Source organism: Pseudarthrobacter siccitolerans (assembly GCF_030823375.1).
Classification (GTDB): Bacteria; Actinomycetota; Actinomycetes; order Actinomycetales; family Micrococcaceae; genus Arthrobacter; species Arthrobacter siccitolerans_A.
Window position 1 is genome coordinate 768,302 of sequence record NZ_JAUSXB010000001.1, and the last position, 20,531, is coordinate 788,832.

General features: G+C 65.4%; 14 protein-coding genes. 4 read left to right on the forward strand and 10 right to left on the reverse strand.

What is annotated here, in order from left to right; translation table 11 throughout:
• Nucleotides 1-88: 88 nt before the first annotated feature.
• Nucleotides 89-3,403 (reverse strand): ribonuclease E/G, encoded by a 3,315-nt coding sequence (locus QFZ36_RS03665; RefSeq protein WP_306634015.1) that lies wholly within the window; start codon nt 3,401-3,403, stop codon nt 89-91.
• A gap of 454 nt (nt 3,404-3,857) precedes the next feature.
• On the opposite strand from QFZ36_RS03665, the gene QFZ36_RS03670 reads away from it, so the two are divergent.
• Both QFZ36_RS03670 and QFZ36_RS03675 read left to right on the forward strand, forming a co-directional pair.
• Complete coding sequence (locus tag QFZ36_RS03670) at nt 3,858-4,541, forward strand: vitamin K epoxide reductase family protein (protein WP_306634016.1); 684 nt, start codon at nt 3,858-3,860, stop codon at nt 4,539-4,541.
• Between the two features lie 304 nt (nt 4,542-4,845).
• Nucleotides 4,846-6,054: an IS30 family transposase gene (locus QFZ36_RS03675; RefSeq protein ID WP_444964486.1), complete on the forward strand. Its 1,209-nt coding sequence runs from the start codon at nt 4,846-4,848 to the stop codon at nt 6,052-6,054.
• Between the two features lie 69 nt (nt 6,055-6,123).
• Here QFZ36_RS03675 and ndk read toward each other — a convergent pair whose 3' ends face one another.
• From ndk to ileS, 4 genes are read right to left on the reverse strand one after another with little or no spacing between them, the layout of a single operon-like run.
• Nucleotides 6,124-6,543, reverse strand: coding sequence for a nucleoside-diphosphate kinase (ndk, locus tag QFZ36_RS03680; RefSeq protein ID WP_306634018.1), 420 nt, complete (start codon nt 6,541-6,543; stop codon nt 6,124-6,126).
• A 39-nt stretch (nt 6,544-6,582) separates the two neighbouring features.
• Nucleotides 6,583-7,050 carry a DUF4233 domain-containing protein gene (locus QFZ36_RS03685; protein WP_306634019.1) on the reverse strand — a complete coding sequence of 156 codons (468 nt, stop codon included), beginning with the start codon at nt 7,048-7,050 and terminating at the stop codon, nt 6,583-6,585.
• Nucleotides 7,051-7,053: 3 nt separating this feature from the next.
• Nucleotides 7,054-8,412, reverse strand: coding sequence for a bifunctional folylpolyglutamate synthase/dihydrofolate synthase (locus QFZ36_RS03690; protein ID WP_306634020.1), 1,359 nt, complete (start codon nt 8,410-8,412; stop codon nt 7,054-7,056).
• Between the two features lie 4 nt (nt 8,413-8,416).
• A complete protein-coding gene (ileS, locus tag QFZ36_RS03695) occupies nt 8,417-11,725 on the reverse strand; it encodes an isoleucine--tRNA ligase (RefSeq protein ID WP_306634025.1) in 3,309 nt (1,102 codons plus the stop codon).
• 360 nt (nt 11,726-12,085) lie between these two features.
• On the opposite strand from ileS, the gene QFZ36_RS03700 reads away from it, so the two are divergent.
• Nucleotides 12,086-13,126, forward strand: coding sequence for an endonuclease/exonuclease/phosphatase family protein (locus QFZ36_RS03700; protein WP_306634032.1), 1,041 nt, complete (start codon nt 12,086-12,088; stop codon nt 13,124-13,126).
• Here the strand turns inward: QFZ36_RS03700 and QFZ36_RS03705 are convergent.
• Complete coding sequence (locus tag QFZ36_RS03705) at nt 13,123-13,881, reverse strand: SDR family oxidoreductase (RefSeq protein ID WP_306634034.1); 759 nt, start codon at nt 13,879-13,881, stop codon at nt 13,123-13,125. The two genes, QFZ36_RS03700 and QFZ36_RS03705, sit on opposite strands and share 4 nt — an antisense overlap.
• Nucleotides 13,882-13,999: 118 nt before the next feature.
• Here QFZ36_RS03705 and valS point away from each other — a divergent pair, with 118 nt between their 5' ends.
• On the forward strand, nt 14,000-16,621 hold the full coding sequence (gene valS / locus QFZ36_RS03710) for a valine--tRNA ligase (RefSeq protein WP_306634036.1): 2,622 nt from the start codon (nt 14,000-14,002) through the stop codon (nt 16,619-16,621).
• Nucleotides 16,622-16,993: 372 nt separating this feature from the next.
• Here the strand turns inward: valS and QFZ36_RS03715 are convergent, their stop codons facing one another.
• The 4 genes from QFZ36_RS03715 to QFZ36_RS03730 form a co-directional block, all read right to left on the reverse strand.
• Nucleotides 16,994-17,608, reverse strand: coding sequence for a mycothiol-dependent nitroreductase Rv2466c family protein (locus QFZ36_RS03715; protein ID WP_306634038.1), 615 nt, complete (start codon nt 17,606-17,608; stop codon nt 16,994-16,996).
• 72 nt (nt 17,609-17,680) lie between these two features.
• Nucleotides 17,681-18,961, reverse strand: a complete 1,281-nt coding sequence (gene clpX / locus QFZ36_RS03720; RefSeq protein ID WP_306634040.1) for an ATP-dependent Clp protease ATP-binding subunit ClpX — start codon at nt 18,959-18,961, stop codon at nt 17,681-17,683.
• 175 nt (nt 18,962-19,136) lie between these two features.
• A complete protein-coding gene (locus QFZ36_RS03725) occupies nt 19,137-19,796 on the reverse strand; it encodes an ATP-dependent Clp protease proteolytic subunit (RefSeq protein ID WP_079596337.1) in 660 nt (219 codons plus the stop codon).
• A gap of 36 nt (nt 19,797-19,832) precedes the next feature.
• Nucleotides 19,833-20,477, reverse strand: a complete 645-nt coding sequence (locus QFZ36_RS03730) for an ATP-dependent Clp protease proteolytic subunit (protein ID WP_306639084.1) — start codon at nt 20,475-20,477, stop codon at nt 19,833-19,835.
• Nucleotides 20,478-20,531 lie beyond the last annotated feature (54 nt).

Genomic DNA, 20,531 nt, shown 5'->3' on the forward strand with positions numbered 1-20,531 from the left:
ACCTTGAGCGCAGATACAGGAATGCCCGGCCGGCCACGGTTGGTGGCCCGCCGGGCATTCCTGGTGATAGTCAGCGTTACTTGACCCTTTAGAGCTCCGAGGCCGGAACTCCTACGCCCAGGATGATGGGCGCGTCGGCTGGCTTCGCAGCCGGCGTGCCGGCGCCTGTGTTTGCAGTGCCCGTGTTTCCCGTACTGGCAGGCTCGGGTGCCTTGGCCTGGTGGGAATGGCCCGTGCCGGCGGCAGCAACGTTCTCGTGCTGCTCGACGGCGGTTTCGTTGGCGGCACCCTGGGCACGGCTGGCACTGCGGTGGCGCCGGGGCCGCCGTTGCCGCGACTGCTCCAGCGTGTGGTCGCTGTAGTCCTTCTCGGGTGCTTCTACGCGCTGCTGGGCCGGCTGCGCTTCGGGTTCCGTCGTCGCCGGCTGGCCAAGGTGGGCGAAAGCCTCTGCAAGCCGGTCCAGGGTCAGGGCCGGCCGCGGCTGCTGCTCGTCCGCGTGCTCAACGAACGGCAACGCGACCTTCTCGCCGCCGAAGGTGAGCACGGCAGCCGGCCGGGTATCGGCGTCGGGCTTCTCCACGGCCTGTTGCCTGGCTGCGGCCACTTCATCGTCGTGCACGTGCGCTGCGTGCGCCGCTGCGGCGATGTTGGCCAGGGCAAGCCTGGTGGCTTCCGCTTTGGCGTGCCGCTCGGCGTCCGACGGGTCGGGGTGAACGGTGTGTACCTGGACGGCAGCAGCGGGCGCTGCTTCAGGCTGCTGGCCGTTGCGGCCGCGCCGCCGTTTGCGGTCGGGGCGGGCAGCGGACTGGTTGTTGTCCGGACGCTGGCTGTCGGGGCGGCTGCCTTCGCTGCGGACTTCCGGCCTGCTGTCAGAGCGCTGGACGTGGTGCTCGGCGGCCACGATGTTGGCCCGGCGGTGCTCCACGGGGTCGTCGTGGGTGACGATGCCGCGGCCCGCGCACGTTTCGCACTGCTCGCCAAACACTTCGAGCAGCCCGGTACCCATCCGCTTGCGCGTCATCTGCACCAGACCCAGCGAGGTCACTTCTGCCACCTGGTGCTTGGTGCGGTCACGGCCCAGGCATTCCACCATCCGGCGGAGTACCAGGTCGCGGTTGGATTCGAGCACCATGTCGATGAAGTCGATGACGATGATGCCGCCGATGTCGCGCAGCCGGAGCTGGCGGACCACTTCCTCCGCAGCCTCGAGGTTGTTCTTGGTCACCGTCTCTTCGAGGTTGCCGCCGCTGCCGGTGAACTTGCCCGTGTTGACGTCCACCACGGTCATGGCTTCGGTACGGTCGATCACCAGCGAACCGCCGGAAGGAAGGAAGACCTTGCGTTCCAGCGCCTTGTGGATCTGCTCGTCGATGCGCCAGGCCGTGAAGATGTCCTGGTCCTTGGTCCACTTCTCGAGGCGGCCCACCAGGTCCGGAGCCACGTACGTGACATAGGCCTCGATGGTGTCCCAGGCTTCCTCGCCGGAGACGATCAGTTTGGAAAAGTCCTCGTTGAAGACGTCGCGGACCACCTTGATGGTGAGGTCCGGCTCGCCGTAGAGCAGCTCCGGGGCAAGGATCTTGGTGGACTTCGACTGGCTCTCGATGCCCTCCCACTGCGCGCGCAGCCGGTTGATGTCGTGCGTCAGCTCTTCCTCCGACGCGCCCTCTGCGGCGGTACGCACAATAACGCCGGCCTGCTCCGGAAGGCGGTCCTTCAGGATGCGCTTGAGGCGGTTGCGTTCGACGTCGGGCAGCTTGCGGGAGATGCCGGTCATGGAACCGCCGGGTACGTACACCAGGTAGCGGCCCGGCAGCGAGATCTGGCTGGTCAGGCGGGCGCCCTTGTGGCCCACCGGGTCCTTGGTCACCTGGACCAGGACGGTATCGCCTGACTTCAGCGCGTTTTCAATCCGGCGCTGCTTGCCCTCGAGGTTAACGGCTTCCCAGTTCACTTCACCGGCGTACAGGACGGCGTTACGGCCGCGCCCGATGTCCACGAAGGCAGCTTCCATGGACGGCAGCACATTCTGGACCTTGCCCAGGTACACGTTGCCGATCAGGGAGTCCTGCTGCGTCTTGGACACAAAATGCTCGGCCAGCACACCGTCCTCGAGGACGGCGATCTGGATTCTATCGTCGCGCTGGCGGACGATCATCTGCCGGTCCACTGATTCGCGGCGGGCCAGGAACTCCGCTTCGGTGATGACGGTGCGGCGGCGGCCGGTGTCGCGTGATTCGCGCCGGCGCTGCTTCTTCGCCTCCAGGCGGGTGGAACCCTTGACGCTGGTGACCCGGTTGCTGACGGCGGGTTCACTCACCGTGCGGGGTGCACGGACGCGGGTGACCGTGTTGGGCGGGTCGTCTTCTCCCCCGCCCGTCAGCTCAAGGTCCTGGTCGCCCCGGCGGCGGCGACGACGACGACGGGACGTGACGCCGTCCTCCAGCTGCCCCGCGGTCTCCTCGTCGGCGTCGCCGGAGGCATCGGCGTCGGCCTCCTCGCTGCCTTCAAGATCAGCGTCCTCACCCTCGCCGGGGCGGTTCCGGTTACGGCGGCTGCGGCCCCGGCGCCTGCGGCGGCCGTTGGCGTCATCGGTGTCGCTGTCTTCGGTTTCATCCTCGCCTGCTTCCACGGCGGCGGCAGGTGCCGGGCGCACCACGGTGCTCAGGTCCGGGGCCTGGAACAGCACGGAGGTGGGGGAAGCGGGTTCCAGGAAGAGGGAGCCAAACGGGCTGGAGGTTGCGGCAGGAGCCTGCTCCTTCGATGCTGCTTCCACGGGAGCGCCGGCAGCCGGCTGCGCCTGGGGAGCCCGCTCTGCGGGCGCTTCCGCGGCTGGTGCTTCTACGGCTGAAGCTTGTTCTGCTGCGGCGTCTTCTACTACGGCATCTTCTGCAGGGGCCTCTACTGCAGGTGCCTCGCCGGCCTCGCCGTCAGACGGGACAGGGGCCGCAGCAAGCGGTTCTGCAACTGCGGGTTCGGATGCCGTGGCGGGGACCGCTTCGGCTGCCACCGGCGCGGAGGCTTTGCGGGTGGCCACCCGGCGGCGGCGGACCGGCTTCGCCTCGGGCTCGACCTCCGGGGCGGCTTCCTCGGCCGGAAGCGCGGGAGTTTCCGGTGCACCATCCGCGGCCTGAACATCGTCGGAGGCCTGCGCTGCTTCCGGTGCTGCTTCCCCTGCAAATGCCGGCAGCGGCTGAGCGACGTCCTCCTTCTTGCGGGAGCGCGTGCGTCGGGCGGGAGCCTTGGCCTCCGGTGCGCCTGCTTCCTCGGCATCGGGGACGGGGATCAGGGCGTCATCGGCCTTGGGTACGGCTTTACGCCGGGTCCTGGTGGCTTTCTTCGGCGCGGCTTCAGCCTCCGTGGCCGGTACTTCATTAACGGTTGAAACTTGGTCATTATCCATATGTGGCAACACTCCTGCCCCTGACGTACCGCCACATCCGGCACCCATTGGGGCACATATTGTCAAAACCCGCAGGCGTTGACAGAAGTCAAATGGATACCCCCAGGTTCGCACCGGCAGTGGGGTGCGGCAGCCCGTGGGGGCCGGCAGGATGTTCTAAAAACCCGTTGTTCTACGTGCCACAACCAGGTGCCGCCCAATGGAGTCGCGGGAGACTGCCTCGGTGGAACCGATGCCTGCCCTGCTCATCATTGGCGGTCTTGGGAACAAGCCACCGGACCGGAGTCCGAATGTGGTTCGGCTTCCAGCCACGTTCATTCTCTCATACCCGGGGTAAATCGCTGCGGAAGCCGGCCGGTGCCGTTGGCCCGGCCCCTCAATCGCTGGACGGTCCTTCCAGCGTCCGGCGTTACAATCAGGGCAAGGAGCACCGGATGAAAAGGACGCCATACCAATGCCCAGCATCTCCCCCCTCAGCGGCACCCCTGCCCCGGAACGGAGCCTGAACCAGGACAGCGGTCCGGCCGCCAGGACAGCACGAGCCGTTCCACCCATGACGCGGAACCGGCCCTTCGGCTGGCTGCTGGTGATTACGGGAGTCATCGGCTGGCTCGCCTCCGGAACCCTGGTCCTTGAAAAACTCGAGGTCCTCAAGGATCCGAACCACACCACCGTGTGCGATGTGAACCCGTGGATCTCCTGCGGGCAGGTGATGCAGACGTGGCAGAGCTCGCTGTTCGGCTTCCCCAACATGTTTATCGGCATCGTCGCTTTTGCCGTCATCATCACTGTGGGCATGGCTCTGCTCGCCGGGGCAACGTTTGCCCGCTGGTACTGGCTGGGCCTGCAGGCCGGCGTCACGCTTGGATTCGCGTTCGTGGTGTGGCTCTGGTCCCAGGCCCTCTACGACATCCACATCCTTTGCCCGTTCTGCATGATCGTGTGGGCGGCCATGATTCCACTCTTCGTCTGGGTGACCATCCGGAACGTCACCGCCGGGGTGATCCCGGTGCCGGCGAACGCAGCGCGCGTCCTGGGCGACTCCGGCTGGATCATCACCGCGCTGCTCTATGTGGCCGTGATCGCCACCATCTTCTTCGCCTTCATCCAGGTCTTCGCGGGAACCTCGGGGTTCTAAACCACAGAAAAGCCCCCGTTTCCGAAGAACTTGGGTTCTAGCGGTCGTTGCAACATCCAGAATTTTGGGAGTTGCAACGACCGTGTCTCGTTTAAGCCGTGAATCATCAAGTGGAGTGCGTTCGGGCCAGGATCAGAAGGCTGCGTTTTTCGCGGTTTTTGACCGTCTTGGAAGTACGAGGGCAGCGGCCAGGGAGCTGGAACTCAATGCCAACACATGCGCTGGCTGGGTCAGGAAAGCCGGTCTGAGAGGCCGCGGGACTCCGGGCGCCGGCCCGCATCCGGGAAGGGAAGAGTTCTTCCGGCTGCGCAAGGCCGGTGTTTCCCGTCGTGAAGCGGCACGGACAGTTGGCGTGAACATTCGCACGGCCAGGGACTGGGACCAGGGAATCCGGAAGTCGAGCAATCGACGCATTTACCCTGACGGATGGGTGATCGACTACAAACGGGGAGTGAACTCCTTTGACACCCCGGCCGGCGTAATGGCTATGCCCGCCCCGGGCATCACCGCACTGGAAAAACCCATTGATCCGCGCTACCTGTCTCTGGAGGACCGGGAGCGGATCCGGGACCTGTCCGGACACGGTGCCTCGCAGCAGGCCATCGCTGCCGCGCTGGGCAGGTCACCGTCCACCATCAGCCGTGAGCTCGCCCGCAACGGACGGAACGACGGTTACCAGCCCTATGCGGCGCACCGTGCTGCCGCTGCCCGCCGGACGCGGCCCAAGGCGGCCAAACTCGCAGGCGACTCGGACCTGCGTGACTACGTGAAGGACAAGCTGCTCCTACGCTGGTCTCCGGAGCAGATCAGCCACACGCTGGTCGGAGAGTTCCCTGACCAACCGGAGATGCGTGTGAGCCCAGAGACGATTTATCAAGCCCTCTACGTCCAGGCCAGAGGCGGACTCAAACGCGAAATCCAGGCAGCCCTGCGCACCGGCCGGACCCGCCGCAAACCCCACCGCAGCGGCGAGCAGCGCACTCCCCGGTTTGTGGACCCGATGGTCATGATTTCCGAGCGCCCGCCTGAGATCGAGGACCGCGCCGTGCCAGGCCATTGGGAAGGGGACCTCATCACCGGCGCCTACAACCAGTCAGCGATCGCGACCCTGGTCGAACGCACCACCCGCTACGTAATGCTCATCCACCTGCCAAATGACCACACCGCCGAAACAGTCCGCGACGGACTCGTCAAAACCATGACCACCCTGCCGGCCCACCTGCGAGGCTCCCTGACCTGGGACCAGGGCGCGGAAATGGCCACCCACAAATCATTCACCCTTGCCACCGACATGCCCGTCTACTTCTGCGATCCCGCCAGCCCCTGGCAACGCGGCTCCAACGAGAACACCAACGGGCTCCTGCGCCAGTACTTCCCCAAAGGCACCGACCTGTCCGTCTACGGACCCGAAGATCTCGAACACGTCGCGCAGGAACTCAACGGCCGCCCACGCAAAACGCTCGGCTGGAATACTCCAGCCGAGCGTTTACGTGATCTACTACTAACCACCTAACCAACAGGTGTTGCAACGACCCCTAGAATTCGCCAGAAGCGGGGGCTTTTTTGTGTGCGCGCCGGGATGTCAGCCCTGGAACCAGATCTTGATTTCACGCTCGGCGGAGTCGGTGGAATCGGAACCGTGCACCAGGTTCTGCTGGACCTTCAAACCCCAGTCGCGGCCAAAGTCGCCGCGGATGGTGCCGGGGGCGGCAGTGGTGGGGTCGGTGGTGCCGGCGAGGGAGCGGAAGCCTTCAATGGCGCGGTGGCCTTCGAAGATGGCTGCCACGACCGGGCCGCTGAGCATAAATTCCACCAGGGGCTCGTAGAAGGGCTTGCCCACGTGCTCCTCGTAGTGCTGTTCCAGCAGTTCGCGGGTGGCGTCCACCTTCTTCAGTTCAGCCAGGGTGTAGCCCTTGGCTTCGATCCGGGCCAGGATGGCGCCGGTGAGGTTACGGGCGACGCCGTCGGGCTTGATCAGGACGAGGGTGCGCTCAGTAGTCACAACTGCTCCAATGCGTTGGGATGGGTTTCGGGGACAAGTCTACGGGGACTGGGGCTGCTGCCCCGGCCCGGCGGCCTGGTCCGGATGGGCCGCTTCCCATTCAGACTGCTCGCGGGCCCGCTGGCCGGCTTCCCGGTCCAGCCGCATGCCCGTCCGGATCCCGTACCACCAGGCAAGGGCGAACAGGGCTCCCACCAGGAACATGGCCGGCTCGAGAATTCCGGTGAGGATCAGGACGAGCTGCAGGATCCAGCCCAGTCCAATCCCCCAGGGCTTGCTGAGGAAGGCACACGCCGCGATCATCACCACGCTCAGAGCGATGCCGGTGCCCAGGATCAGCGCCGGGGGGAATTCCCCCCGGCGCAGCCCGAACACCGCCAGGGTGGCGAAAAACATCACGAAAGCTTCCAGCAGCAGCACGGTGGAGGCAAACATCACCTTGGTGGAGCGGCGCTTCTTGGGCATGCCCGGCCGCCATTCGCGCTGGGCCTTCGTCAGCCTGGCCACGGCCTACGCCTCTGTCTTTCCGAGCAGGATCCGGGCTTCGGCCACCAGGGTGATGGAGCCGGTCACCAGCACGCCGCCGGAAAGGTCGTCGTTGGCTTCGGCGCGTTCCACAGCCCACTCCAGGGCGTCGTCGAGCTTTTCCTCCACGTGCACGTTGTCCTCACCGAAGCCAAGGTCAATGGCCAGTTCGGCAAGTTCGGCCGCCGGGACCGCCCGCGGGGAGTTCGACTGCGTGAAGCAGTACTCCTCGGCCATGCCGCCCAGGGATTCCTTGAGCTGGCGAAGGATTTCCTCGGCGTCCTTTTCCTTGAGGATTCCCACCACCGGCACCAGCCTGGTGAAGGTGAACGCTTCCTGAAGGGCGGCTGCCGACACTTTGACGCCGTCGGGGTTGTGGGCGGCGTCCACCACGATGGTGGGTGCCGTGCGGACCACTTCGAGCCGGCCCGGGGAGGTGACGGCGGCAAATCCTTCCTGCAGCACGTCGAAGCCGAGTTCCTTTTCACCACCGAAGAAGGCTTCCAGGGCTGCCACCGCTACGGCGGCGTTTTGTGCCTGGTGGGCTCCGTGCAGCGGCACCAGCAAGTCAGGGTAGCGCCCGGCGATGCCCTGGATGGTGACCATCTGGCCACCCACTGCCACGGTGCGGGACTCGACGCCGAACTCCACGCCTTCGAATTTGAAGGGAACACCAACGTCCTTGGCCTTCTCCAGCAGGACCTGCGCCGCGTCAAGGGGCTGGGCCGCGCTGACGAGGTAGCCGCCGGGTTTGATGATCCCGGCCTTTTCGTGGGCGATGTCCTCGGTGGTGTCCCCCAGCAGGTCCGTGTGGTCCAGCGAGATGGGCGTGACCACCGAAACCTGTCCGTCGCCCACGTTGGTGGCATCCGTGATGCCGCCGAGTCCCACTTCGATGACCGCCACGTTGACGGGCTGGTCCGCGAAGATGGCAAAGCCGAGGATGGTGAGGCATTCGAAGTAGGTCAGGCGCGGCTGCCCGTCCGCTTCCAGTTCCGCGTCCACAATCTGCAGGTACGGCCGGATTTCGTCCCAGATCCGGACGAACGTTTCATCGGAGACAGGCTGCCCGTCGATGCTGATGCGCTCGGTCACCTTGGACAGGTGCGGGCTGGTGTACCGCCCGGTGCTGAGGCCGTGGGCCCGCAACACCGATTCGATCATGCGGGCCGTGGAAGTCTTGCCGTTGGTCCCGGTCACGTGGATGATCGGGTACGCCTTGTTGGGCTCCCCCAGCACGTCCATGGCCCGGAACAACGGGGCCAGCCGCGGCTCCATCTTGTTCTCCGGCGCCCGGCCCAGCAGTTCGGCGTAGACGCTCTCTACGGAAAATTCGTCAGTCATGGATTCAGGCCTCTACTTTTTCGACGGTGACAGCCGGTTCGGCAACGTCCGCGGGTTCTGCCGCGAGGTCCACGGTAAGGGTCTCGCCCTTCACCAGGTCCGCGTTGGCCAGCAGGGCGTCGACGACGTTCTGCCGGGCAGTCACGGAGGTCCGGATCCGGTCGCTGACATTCAGTCCGGCGTCCTTGCGTGCCTGCTGGATGGAGCGGACCATGTCCCGGGCCAGGCCTTCAGCCTCCAACTCGGGCGTGACCTCGGTGTTGAGGACCACAAACCCGCCGCCGGGGAGGACCGCGACGGAAGCAGAACCGCCGTCGGACTCTGCCACCACCGTCTCCAGCGTGTACTCCTGCGGTTCCAGCTGCAGCCCCCCGGCCACCACCAGGCCTGCATCGTCCACCGACCAGTCACCGGACTTGGCGCCCTTGATGGCGGCCTGGACATTCTTGCCCAGCCGCGGGCCGGCAGCGCGTGCGTTGACCACCAGCTTCTGCTGGATCCCAAACTCCTCCGGGGAGGCCGTGGCGGCGTCCAGCAGGCGGACCGAGCGGAGGTTGAGTTCGTCCGCGACGACGGCGGCAAAGCCGGCCAGCGCATCGGCACCGGGTGCCACCACGGTCAGTTCCTGCAGCGGCAGGCGGACGCGCAGGTTAGCTGCCTTGCGGAGCGAGGATCCGGTGGAGCAGATCTGCTGCACCTTGTCCATGGCCTGCACCAGGTCCGGGTTCGCAGGGAACAGGCCGGCATCGGGCCAGTCGGCCAGGTGTACCGAGCGGCCGCCGGTGAGGCCGCGCCAGATTTCCTCGGAGACCAGCGGCAGGAGGGAAGCCGCCACCCGGGTGACGGTTTCCAGCGCGGTGAACAGTGCGTCAAAAGCGTCCTGGTCCTCGTCAAAGAACCGCTGCCGGCTCCGGCGGACGTACCAGTTGGTCAGCATGTCCAGGTAGCTGCGCAGTTCGTCGCAGGCGCCCGAGATGTCGTAGGTGTCCAGCTGTGCCGTCATGTTCCGGACCAGCTCGCCGGTGTTGGCCAGCAAGTACCGGTCCAGCATGTCGGTGTAGCCGTCATAGCGGAGCCTGGCGTCATAGCCGCTGCCACCGGCGGCGGCGTTCGTGTAGAGCGTGAAGAAGCTGTACACGTTCCACAGCGGCAGGATGACCTGGCGGACGCCGTCGCGGATTCCCTGCTCGGTGACCACCAGGTTGCCGCCCCGGAGGATCGGGCTGGACATCAGGAACCAGCGCATGGCGTCCGAGCCGTCACGGTCCAGCACCTCGGAGACGTCCGGGTAGTTGCGCAGGCTCTTGGACATCTTCTGCCCGTCCGAGCCGAGCACGATGCCGTGGCTGATGACGTTCCGGAACGCCGGCCGGTCAAACAAAGCGGTGGACAGGATGTGCAGCATGTAGAACCAGCCGCGGGTCTGGCCGATGTACTCCACGATGAAGTCGGCCGGGTTGTGGGTATCGAACCAGGCCTCGTTCTGGAACGGGTAGTGCACCTGGCCGTAGGGCATGGAGCCGGAGTCGAACCAGACGTCCAGCACGTCCTCCACGCGCCGCATCACCGACTGGCCCTCTTCAGGCGTGCGGGGATCGTCCGGGTTGGGCCTGGTCAGTTCGTCGATGAAGGGTCGGTGCAGGTCAACCTGGCCGTCCTTGTTCAGCGGCAGGCGGCCGAAGTCGGCCTCGATCTCTGCCAGGGAGCCGTACACGTCCGTGCGCGGGTACTCCGGATCAGTGGACTGCCACACGGGGATGGGGCTGCCCCAGTACCGGTTGCGGCTGATGGACCAGTCCCGGGCGTTTTCCAGCCACTTGCCGAACTGGCCGTCCTTGACGTTGCCGGGGATCCAGTTGATCTCCTGGTTCAGTTCGGACATCCGGTCCTTGAACTTGGTGACCTCCACGTACCAGGAGGACACGGCGCGGTAGATCAGCGGGTTGCGGCAGCGCCAGCAGTGCGGGTAGCTGTGCTCGTAGCTGGCCTGGCGGACCAGCCGGCCCTGGGCGCGCAGCACCTGGGTGATGGGTTTGTTGGCCTCGAAAACCTGCAGGCCCACGATGTCGTGGAGGTCGCCGTGCTTGAACAGCGGGAGGAACCTGGCGCCCTCGTCAACGGACAGGACCACCGGGATGCCTGCTTCTTCACAGACCTTCTGGTCGTCCTCGCCATAGGCCGGAGCCTGGTGGACGACGCCGGTGCCGTCGGTGGTGGTGACGTAGTCGGCCACCAGGATCCGCCAGGCATTTTCCATGCCGTACTTTTCGTTGTCGCTGAAGTCCTGCCACAGCGGCTGGTAGGCAAGGCCCTCCAGCTCGGCGCCGGTGTGGGTGGAGACTACGGCGGCCTGGGCTGCCTCGAAATCGTCGTATCCGAGGTCCTTGGCATAGCTCCCCAGCAGGTCGGCGGCGAGCAGGAAGCTGCCGCTGACCGGCACGTCCGCGGAGGCGGCCTTGATCCCGTTGGGGCCGGCCGGCAGGACGGCGTAGGTGATGGAAGGCCCGACGGCGAGCGCCGCGTTCGTGGGCAGGGTCCAGGGGGTGGTGGTCCAGGCGAGGGCCTGCACCCCTTCCAGCTGCCGGGAAAGTTCGGACTCACCGGCGAGGAGGGGGAACGTCACGGTGACGGTCTGGTCCTGGCGGTTCTTGTAGACGTCGTCGTCCATGCGCAGCTCATGGTTGGACAGCGGCGTCTCGTCCTTCCAGCAGTAGGGCAGCACGCGGTAGCCGTTGTAGGTCAGCCCCTTTTCGTGCAGCTGTTTGAACGCCCAGAGGACGGACTCCATGTACTCAACGTTGAGGGTCTTGTAGTCGTTGTCGAAGTCCACCCAGCGGGCCTGGCGGGTGACGTAGCTGCGCCACTCGTCGGCGTACTTCATGACGGAGGCGCGGCAGGCGTCGTTGAACTTGTCGATGCCCATGGCTTCGATCTGGGTCTTGTCCGTCATGCCGAGCTGCTTCATGGCTTCCAGCTCGGCAGGCAGCCCGTGGGTGTCCCAGCCGAAGCGGCGCTCCACGCGCTTGCCGCGCTGCGTCTGGTAGCGGCCCACCAGGTCCTTGGCGTACCCGGTGAGCAGGTGGCCGTAGTGCGGCAGGCCGTTGGCGAACGGCGGGCCGTCGTAGAAGACGAATTCATTGCTGCCGGGTTCACCGCCGGGGGCGTCCGCGCTGCGCTGGTCGATGCTGGCCTGGAAGGTGCCGTCCTGGTCCCAGTACTTGAGGATGCGTTCTTCGATTTCCGGAAACTTCACGGAGGCGGAAACGCCGCGCGTGCCACTGGCGGAGGCTGAGGCCTTGGGGTAATACGTCATTCTCTCGACATCCTGGGTTGAGCTTGGCGAACTGCCGGCTTGCGCCGTTCGTTCCGTTCAGGATGCGAGGACGGCTGCCGTGTTGTCCTTCCGGACTCCACGCCCACCGCGGTACCACCTCACTTACCGGCGCTGCCGGCTCCCTGGGGAACCGTCCTGCTCCGGCCGCTCATTGACTGCTGTGACGGGCTTACCCGTCCGGTTCTACTGGCGCTGCCCGCAGTGATGGCGGTTGGCGCGTTCTTCCGGAAGCTCACCGGTGATAGCCGGGTCATAGCCGCTTTAGAGTCTACTATTCACCGGGCAAAGTTTTCCATTCAATGCTGCCATCAGGGGCCACCGGTGCCTAGAATCGGAGCCATGACTGCTGCCGGCAGCCGGCGCGGGCTTGGCCGTCGGAAACCCCGCAAACGCGCAACCCGTATGGCCCTGGCCTTTCGCTGGCTGGCTGCCGGGGCGGCGGCACCCGCCGCGGCAGCGTCGTTACTTCGTGCCACATCTGCTGACTGGCCGGTCCTGGGCGTACAGCTGCTGTCCTTTGTGCCCTGGTTCACGGTGCCGGCCACTGCGGCTTTCCTGCTGGCCCTGCCGGCGCGCAGCAGGCCCCTCCAACTGCTGACGGCGGCACTGCTCGGGGTGCAGATTGTGTGGCTCCTCCCGGTGAGCGCGAGCCCCGCGGCGGCGAACCCGGGCGGGCCAGAGGTTCAGATCAGGGCCATGACCCTTAATGCGGAGCTGGGCGGGGCAGAAGCCGAAGACATCGTCAAGCTGGTCCGGGAGCAGGGCGTTGACCTGCTGGCTCTCGAAGAATTCACCGGCGGCCTGGAGGACAGGCTCGCCGCCGCGGGACTCCTGTCCCTGCTCCCCCACCAGGTATCACATCCGCGGGACGGCGCCGGGGGCGCGGCTGTCTATTCTTCCTTCCCGTTGCGCGACGCCGGCGTTATACGGGGCACTGGCTTCACCATGCCGGTTGTCGACCTGGATTTGGGCACCGTAAACGGCGCGGCACTGCAGGTGGTGGCTGTGCATTGCCTGGCTCCGGTGGGTGACGGCCTGGCCCGGTGGCGCAGTGACCTTGCGGCCCTGGCCCGGACCGGCACCGGATCGGGATCCAGGCCGCTGCTCCTGGCGGGCGACTTCAACGCCACGTTCGACCACCATGAATTCCGGGCACTGCTGGCGGGGACAGGAGGCGGGCGCGAACTGGCGGACGTAGCGGCCTCCCTCGGCGACAGGCTCATCCCCACCTGGCCGATGCGCGGCTACAGCCTTCCCGGCATAACGCTGGACCATCTGGTCACGAGCCAGGACATCGGGGGCACCGGCTACTCGGTCCACCGGATACCGGGCACGGACCACGCAGCGGTGCTGGCCACCTTGGCCATCCCGGTTGGCTAGCCCTTCCGGATCAGTTTGTGGTTGGCGGCCTGCGCCACCGGCCGGATGACAATTTGGTCCAGGTTGACGTGGTGCGGGGCACTGACGGCGTACCTGACCACGTCTGCCACGTCCCCGGCGGTGAGCGGCTTTTCCACGCCCTGGTACACCTTTTGGGCGGCCTGCCGGTCACCCAGCCGGTTCAGCGCGAATTCCTCCGTGTAGACCAGCCCGGGGGCCACTTCGATGACCCGGAGGTTGTTTTCCGCTTCCTCCAGCCGCAGCGCCCCGGTCATCGCATGCTGGGCGAATTTGGCGGCGTTGTAGCCGCCTCCGCCTTCGTAGGCTGCCAGGCCGGCGGTGGAGGTCAGGTTCAGCACGGTTCCCTCGCCGTGGGCGCGGAGCATGGGCAGGAAGGCGCGGGTCAGCTTCATGGTGCCCAGCACGTTCACCCGGTACATCCATTCCCAGTCCTCGGTGCTGGCCTCGCCCACGGTATCGGCGCCCCGTGCACCGCCGGCGATGTTGATGAGCGTGTCGATGCCCCCTGCTTCCGTGACCCGGGCAAGTAGCCGGGACACGTCGTCGTCCGCGGAAATATCTGCAGTAATTGCGACGGCGCCGGTCTCGGCTTCCAGCGTGGCGAGCCGGTCCTCGCGGCGGGCCACGGCGAAGACGGTCCAGCCGTCCGCTGCCAGGGCGCGGACGGTTGCCTCGCCGATTCCGCTGCTCGCGCCGGTCACCAAAGCTGCCTTTTTCTGGAAGTCCGAAGTCATGGCACCACCCTAACCTCCCCTGCCCGGAGATCAGTCCGGCGTGTTTCCCCGGATGAACCGGCGCCTGCGGACCTGCTGGTGGGCCGGGGGATGTTCGCGGCCATGAAACAATTGGCAGATGGCTGAAGACAAACAGGGTACAGACACGCCCAACACCGCCCCCATCAACGTTCCGGACAAGCCGGCCCTCGAAGGCCTCGAGGCCGCCCTCACGCAGCGCTGGCTTGCGGAGGGGACCTACAAGTTCAACCCGGACACCACCCGGGAGCAGGTCTACTCGATCGACACTCCCCCGCCCACTGCCTCCGGATCGCTGCACGTGGGACACATGTTCTCCTACACGCAGACCGATGTGCTGGCCCGCTACCAGCGCATGATCGGCAAAAACGTCTTCTACCCGATGGGCTGGGACGACAACGGCCTGCCCACCGAACGCCGGGTGCAGAATTACTATGGTGTCCGCTGCGACCCTGCCATTCCATACAACGCGGACTACCGTCCCCCGGCGCAGCCTGCCAAGAACCAGCGGGACTTCGACGTGGTGTCCCGCCGGAACTTCATCGAGCTGTGCGAAGAGCTGGCCGTCGAGGACGAGAAGGTCTTCGAAAACCTCTTCCAGACACTTGGCCTGTCCGTGGATTGGGAACTGACGTACCGCACCATCGACGACAACTCGCGGGCCGTCTCGCAGCGCGCGTTCCTGGCCAACCTGGCCGCAGGCGACGCCTACATGGCCGAGGCACCCACCCTGTGGGATGTCACGTTCCGCACTGCGGTGGCCCAGGCCGAGCTCGAGGACCGCGAGGTGCCCGGCGCGTACTACCGCTACCCGTTCTTCACCGAGGACGGGGAGAAGATCTACATCGAGACCACCCGTCCCGAACTGCTGGCGGCCTGCGCCGCGCTGGTGGCGAATCCCGACGACGAACGGTACCAGCCGCTGTTCGGCAAGAAGGTCACGTCCCCCGTTTTCGGCGTCGAGGTTGAGGTCAAGGCCCATCCGCTCGCCAAAGCCGACAAGGGCTCCGGCATTGCCATGGTGTGTACCTTCGGCGACCTGACGGACGTCACCTGGTGGCGCGAACTGCAGCTGCCCACCCGCGCCATCGTGGGCAGGGACGGGCGGATCGTCAGCGACGCCCCGGAGTGGATCACCACGGACATCGGACGTGAAGCCTTCGCTGCCATTGCCGGCAAAACCGTCTTCAGCGCCAAGGAGGAGGTGGTGAAGCTCCTCACCGCCGCCGACCTGCTGGAAGGCGAGCCGAAGAAGATCATGCACCCGGTGAACTTCTACGAAAAGGGCGACAAGCCCCTTGAGGTTGTCACGTCCCGCCAGTGGTACATCCGCAACGGCGGCCGCGACGAGGACCGCCGCGGGCGGCTCATTGCGCGCGGGCAGGAGATCGACTTCCACCCTGCCTTTATGCGCTCGCGCTACGAAAACTGGATCTCCGGCCTGAACGGTGACTGGCTGGTATCGCGCCAGCGCTTCTTCGGTGTTCCGATCCCCGTCTGGTATCCGCTGGATGCTGACGGCAACCCGGACTACGGCTCCCCGATTGTGCCCTCGGACGAGCAGCTGCCCGTGGACCCGGCAGCCGATGCTGCTCCGGGCTTCGACGAGGCGCAGCGCGACGTTCCGAACGGTTTCACCGGCGACGCTGACATCCTCGACACCTGGGCCACGTCCTCGCTGACACCGAACATCGTGGGCGGCTGGAAGCGCGACGAGGACCTCTTCGCCAAGGTGTTCCCGTTTGACGTCCGCCCGCAGGGCCACGACATCATCCGGACCTGGCTCTTCTCCTCTGTGGTCCGTGCCGATGCCCTGGAAAACAGCGCGCCGTGGAAGCACGCGGCCATCTCCGGATGGATCCTGGACCCGGACCGCAAGAAGATGTCCAAGTCCAAGGGCAACGTGGTGGTACCCACCGACGTGCTGGAGGAATACGGCTCCGACGCCGTCCGCTACTGGGCCGCCTCCGCGAAGCTCGGGGCTGACACTGCCTACGAGATCGCCCAGATGAAAATCGGCCGGCGCCTGGCCATCAAGCTGCTGAACGCCTCGAAGTTCGTGCTGAACCTCGGCGCAACCGAAGCATCGGTGCTCTCCGCTGACCTCGCTGTGCTGTCCAACCCGCTGGACCGGGCGGTCCTCGCCCAGCTCGCCGACGTGGTGGCCCAGGCCACCAAGGCGTTCGACAACTACGATTACGCCCGCGCGCTCCAGATCACGGAAAGCTTCTTCTGGCAGTTCACGGACGACTATGTGGAGCTCATCAAGGACCGGGCCTACGGCGCAGCGGGCGAAGCCGAACAGGCCTCCGTGCTCGCAGCACTGGCCACCAGCCTGGACACTTTGCTGCGGCTGTTCGCGCCGTTCCTGCCCTTCGCCACCGAAGAGGTCTGGGGATGGTGGCGGAACGGTTCCGTACACCGCGCCCAGTGGCCCGCACCGCTGGACGTCCCGGGCGGCGACACCACCATGCTTGCCACCGTGGGTGTTGCCCTCAGCGGCGTCCGCAAGGCGAAGTCCGAGGCCAAGGTCAAGCAGCGCACCGAGGTCCTGTCCGCGACCATCACCGCTTCGGAGGCCCTGACCACGCAGCTGAAGGCGGGGCTCGGCGATCTGAAAGCTGCGTCGAACGCGCGCGAAATCACCCTCGTGGTGGGCGATGGCGAACTGATCGTGAGCGATGTTGCCCTTGCCGCCACCGAGGAGCCTGCACAGGCCTGACGCAGCGCCCTGTTCCAGGGCAAACTGCTTGAGGGCGGACTGTTTCAGGGCAAAGGGGAAGCCCCATCAGCGTTTTGCCGTTGGTGGGGCTTCGACTTTCGGCCATCCGGTGACGTCTTTGATGGTCTGGCAAGATCCTGGGAAATTTCAGGTCTTCCTACCTCGTCACTGGTAGCTTGTATCCGGCTTTGCCGATGGCTGCGTCAAATACATATCACTGAATCTTTGGTTCTTGCGTCCCTCTTCTTTCGAAGGGGGTAAGAACCATCATTGTCCTGCCGGCCGGGAAGCGCAAGAGCCCCGGTGGAACTACAAGCCAGTAGTTCCACCGGGGCTCTATGCGTTGGGGCCGGGACTGCCGGAGGCCCGGCCTCAGCTGAATTCGGGGCGTTCGCTGCGGCTGCGCTTCAGCTCGAAGAAGTGCGGGTAGGAGGCGAGTGCCGTGGTGGCGTCCCACAGCTTGCCGGCCTCTTCGCCTCGCGGAATCCGGGTGAGGACGGGCCCGAAGAAGGCAGTGCCGTTGAAGGCCACTACCGGCGTTCCGACGTCCTGGCCCACCAGGGAGATGCCTTCCTCGTGGCTGGCGCGCAGCTGCTTGTCAAAGGCGTCCGTGGTGGCCGCTTCAGCCAGCGCGGCGGGGAGGCCGCATTCCGCGAGGGCCTTGGTGATGACCACGGCCCGGTCCTTCTCGCCGCGCTCATGGATCAGCGTGCCCATGGCGTCATACAGTGCCTTGACCGTTTCCTGCCCATATTCCTGCTGGGCGGCGATGATCACCCGGACGGGGCCCCAGGCGTTGTCCATGGACTCGCGGTAGGCGGGTTCAAGATCGCGGCCCTCATTGAGGACGGCAAGGCTCATCACGTGCCACACCGTTTCGATGTCGCGGACCTCCTCCACTTCGCCGATCCAGCGCGATGTGATCCAGGCGAACGGACACAGCGGATCAAACCAGAAATCGGCCTTGTTCCGTGCAGTTTCAGTCATAGGGCTTCTCCTTCAGGTGCGGGCGGCTGCGCAGGCGGCAGCCGCATCTGACGGGTATGGTGCGGAAGGTTTTCAGGCGGACTTACGCCGCTTGGCGACGTGGGGGATCATGGTGGGTTCGGCGCCCCGGAGGACCACGTCCTCGGTGATCACCACGCTGGCGACGTCTTCGCGGCTGGGGAGATCGAACATCACCGGGAGAAGTACTTCCTCCATGATGGCCCGCAGGCCTCGCGCGCCCGTGCCGCGTTCCAATGCCTGCTCCGCGATGGCGTCCAGGGCGGTGTCATCGAAGACCAGTTCCACGCCGTCGATCTGGAACATCTTCTGGTACTGCTTCACCAAGGCGTTTTTGGGCGTGGAGAGGATCTGGATCAACGCGTCCCGGTCCAGGTTGGACACGGTGGTGATCACGGGGAGCCGGCCAATGAACTCAGGGATCAACCCGAATTTCAGCAGGTCCTCCGGCATCACTTCACCGTAGGAATCGATCTTCTTGCTGGCCTCGTTGAGGGGTGCACCGAAGCCGATCCCCTTGCGGCCGGACCTGGAGCCGATGATCTCCTCGAGGCCGGCGAACGCACCGGCCACGATGAACAGGACGTTGGTCGTATCGATCTGGATGAATTCCTGGTGGGGGTGCTTCCGGCCGCCCTGCGGCGGAACGGAGGCAACGGTGCCTTCCAGGATCTTCAGGAGCGCCTGCTGGACGCCTTCGCCAGAGACGTCGCGGGTGATGGAGGGGTTTTCGCTCTTGCGGGAAATCTTGTCGATCTCATCGATGTAGATGATGCCCTGTTCGGCCTTTTTGACGTCGTAGTCGGCGGCCTGGATGAGCTTGAGCAGGATGTTCTCAACGTCCTCGCCCACGTAGCCGGCCTCGGTGAGTGCCGTTGCATCGGCCACGGCGAACGGGACGTTCAGGCGGCGGGCGAGCGTCTGGGCCAGGTAGGTCTTCCCACAGCCGGTGGGACCGATCAGGAGGATGTTGGACTTGGCGATCTCGACGTCGTCGTGGTGGCCGCCTTCGGCCAGGCTTCCCGACTTGGGTGCGTGGCCTGCCTGGATCCGCTTGTAATGGTTGTAGACGGCGACGGCGAGGGACCGTTTGGCAGGCTCTTGGCCAATGACGTATTCCTGCAGGAAGTCGAAGATCTCCCGCGGCTTGGGCAGTTCGAAGCTGCCGAGGTCCGCAACTTCCGCGAGTTCCTCTTCGATGATTTCGTTGCAAAGCTCAATGCACTCATCACAGATGTAGACACCGGGCCCGGCAATGAGCTTGCGCACCTGCTTCTGGCTCTTTCCGCAGAAAGAACACTTCAGCAGATCCGTGCTCTCGCCAATCCGAGCCATATGTGAACCCCTTAGTATCTTGCTGCCAGGCAGCCTTGCACCGTTGCTGGAATCTCCACCAGCCTGCGTGGGCCGGTCGTGACAACATCCACTCTAGGTCACATTCGCTTCCGAGGGTGGAAGGAAAAGGCCGGTGGAGCCAAATGATTGGCGCCACCGGCGCTTTACTTTACTGCTACCTGGTGATTGCCTGCGGTTTGATCTTGCGGGAATCCAGGACCTGGTCGATCAGGCCGTACGCCTGGGCTTCGTCCGCGGTCAGGATCTTGTCGCGCTCGATGTCGTTGTTGACCTGCTCGGACGTCCGTCCCGAGTGGTGTGCCAGTGTGTCCTCGAGCCAGGACCGCATGCGCATGACCTCCGCGGCCTGGATCTCCAGGTCGGAAGCCTGGCCGCCCTGGCCGCCGGAGAGCGCCGGCTGGTGGATCAGGACACGCGCGTTCGGCAGTGCGAGGCGCTTGCCGGGCGTTCCCGCTGCCAGCAGGACAGCGGCGGCGCTGGCCGCCTGCCCGAGGCAGACCGTCTGGATCTCGGGGCGGATGTACTGCATGGTGTCGTAGATCGCCGTCATGGCGGTGAAGGATCCACCCGGGGAGTTGATGTACAGGGTGATGTCGCGGTCCGGGTCCGTGGATTCCAGGACCAGCAGCTGAGCCATGATGTCGTCCGCGGAGGCATCGTCCACCTGGACACCGAGGAAGATAATGCGGTCCTCGAAGAGCTTGGTGTAAGGGTCCTGGCGCTTGAAGCCGTAAGGCGTGCGCTCCTCGAACTGGGGCAGGACGTAGCGGCTGGACGGAAGATTACCGGCGGACCACCCGAAGTTGTAGTTCATTTTTATTGCTCCTGATCTGAGTGTTCTTGTGCCGGTCTAGTTCGCGGAGGGGGTCTCGCCGGAGGCGCCGTTGGACGTTGCGCCGTTGCTGTTCGAGGTTCCGCCGCCGCCGGCAACCGAGCCGGCGTGGGCGGCGATCTTGTCGAAGAACCCGTATTCAAGGGCTTCGGTGGCCGTGAACCACTTGTCACGGTCGTTGTCCTTCAGGATGGTCTCCACGGTCTGGCCGGTCTGGTCGGCCGTCAGCTCCGCCATAACCTTCTTCATGTGCAGGATGAGTTCGGCCTGGATCTTGATGTCCGAGGCGGTGCCGCCGATACCGCCTGAGGGCTGGTGCATCAGGACGCGGGCGTTCGGGGTGGCGTAGCGCTTGCCCTTGGTGCCGGAGGAGAGCAGGAACTGCCCCATCGAGGCGGCGAGGCCGGTGGCGACGGTGACGACGTCGTTCGGGATGAACTGCATGGTGTCGTAGATGGCCATGCCAGCGGTGACCGAGCCGCCCGGTGAGTTGATGTAAAGGTAGATGTCCTTTTCCGGGTTCTCGGCAGACAGGAGGAGCAGCTGCGAGCAGATGGCGTTGGCGTTCTCGTCACGCACCTCTGAGCCCAGCCAGATGATCCGCTCCTTGAGGAGGCGGTTGTAGATGTAGTTGTCCTGGGCTGCAGGATCGACAGTCGCCATCCGGGGGGCCTCTGCGTGCTGTGACATGTGTACTTACCTCTCACTGGTGACGGT

Bases quoted from the DNA above. Each gene is read 5' to 3' on its own strand.
- QFZ36_RS03665 (WP_306634015.1), bottom strand. From the start codon at position 3,403: ATGGATAATGACCAAGTTTCAACCGTTAATGAAGTACCGGCCACGGAG.
- QFZ36_RS03670 (WP_306634016.1), top strand. From the start codon at position 3,858: ATGCCCAGCATCTCCCCCCTCAGCGGCACCCCTGCCCCGGAACGGAGC.
- QFZ36_RS03690 (WP_306634020.1), bottom strand. From the start codon at position 8,412: ATGACTGACGAATTTTCCGTAGAGAGCGTCTACGCCGAACTGCTGGGC.
- ileS (WP_306634025.1), bottom strand. From the start codon at position 11,725: ATGACGTATTACCCCAAGGCCTCAGCCTCCGCCAGTGGCACGCGCGGC.
- QFZ36_RS03700 (WP_306634032.1), top strand. From the start codon at position 12,086: ATGACTGCTGCCGGCAGCCGGCGCGGGCTTGGCCGTCGGAAACCCCGC.
- QFZ36_RS03705 (WP_306634034.1), bottom strand. From the start codon at position 13,881: ATGACTTCGGACTTCCAGAAAAAGGCAGCTTTGGTGACCGGCGCGAGC.
- valS (WP_306634036.1), top strand. From the start codon at position 14,000: ATGGCTGAAGACAAACAGGGTACAGACACGCCCAACACCGCCCCCATC.
- QFZ36_RS03715 (WP_306634038.1), bottom strand. From the start codon at position 17,608: ATGACTGAAACTGCACGGAACAAGGCCGATTTCTGGTTTGATCCGCTG.
- clpX (WP_306634040.1), bottom strand. From the start codon at position 18,961: ATGGCTCGGATTGGCGAGAGCACGGATCTGCTGAAGTGTTCTTTCTGC.
- QFZ36_RS03725 (WP_079596337.1), bottom strand. From the start codon at position 19,796: ATGAACTACAACTTCGGGTGGTCCGCCGGTAATCTTCCGTCCAGCCGC.
- QFZ36_RS03730 (WP_306639084.1), bottom strand. From the start codon at position 20,477: ATGGCGACTGTCGATCCTGCAGCCCAGGACAACTACATCTACAACCGC.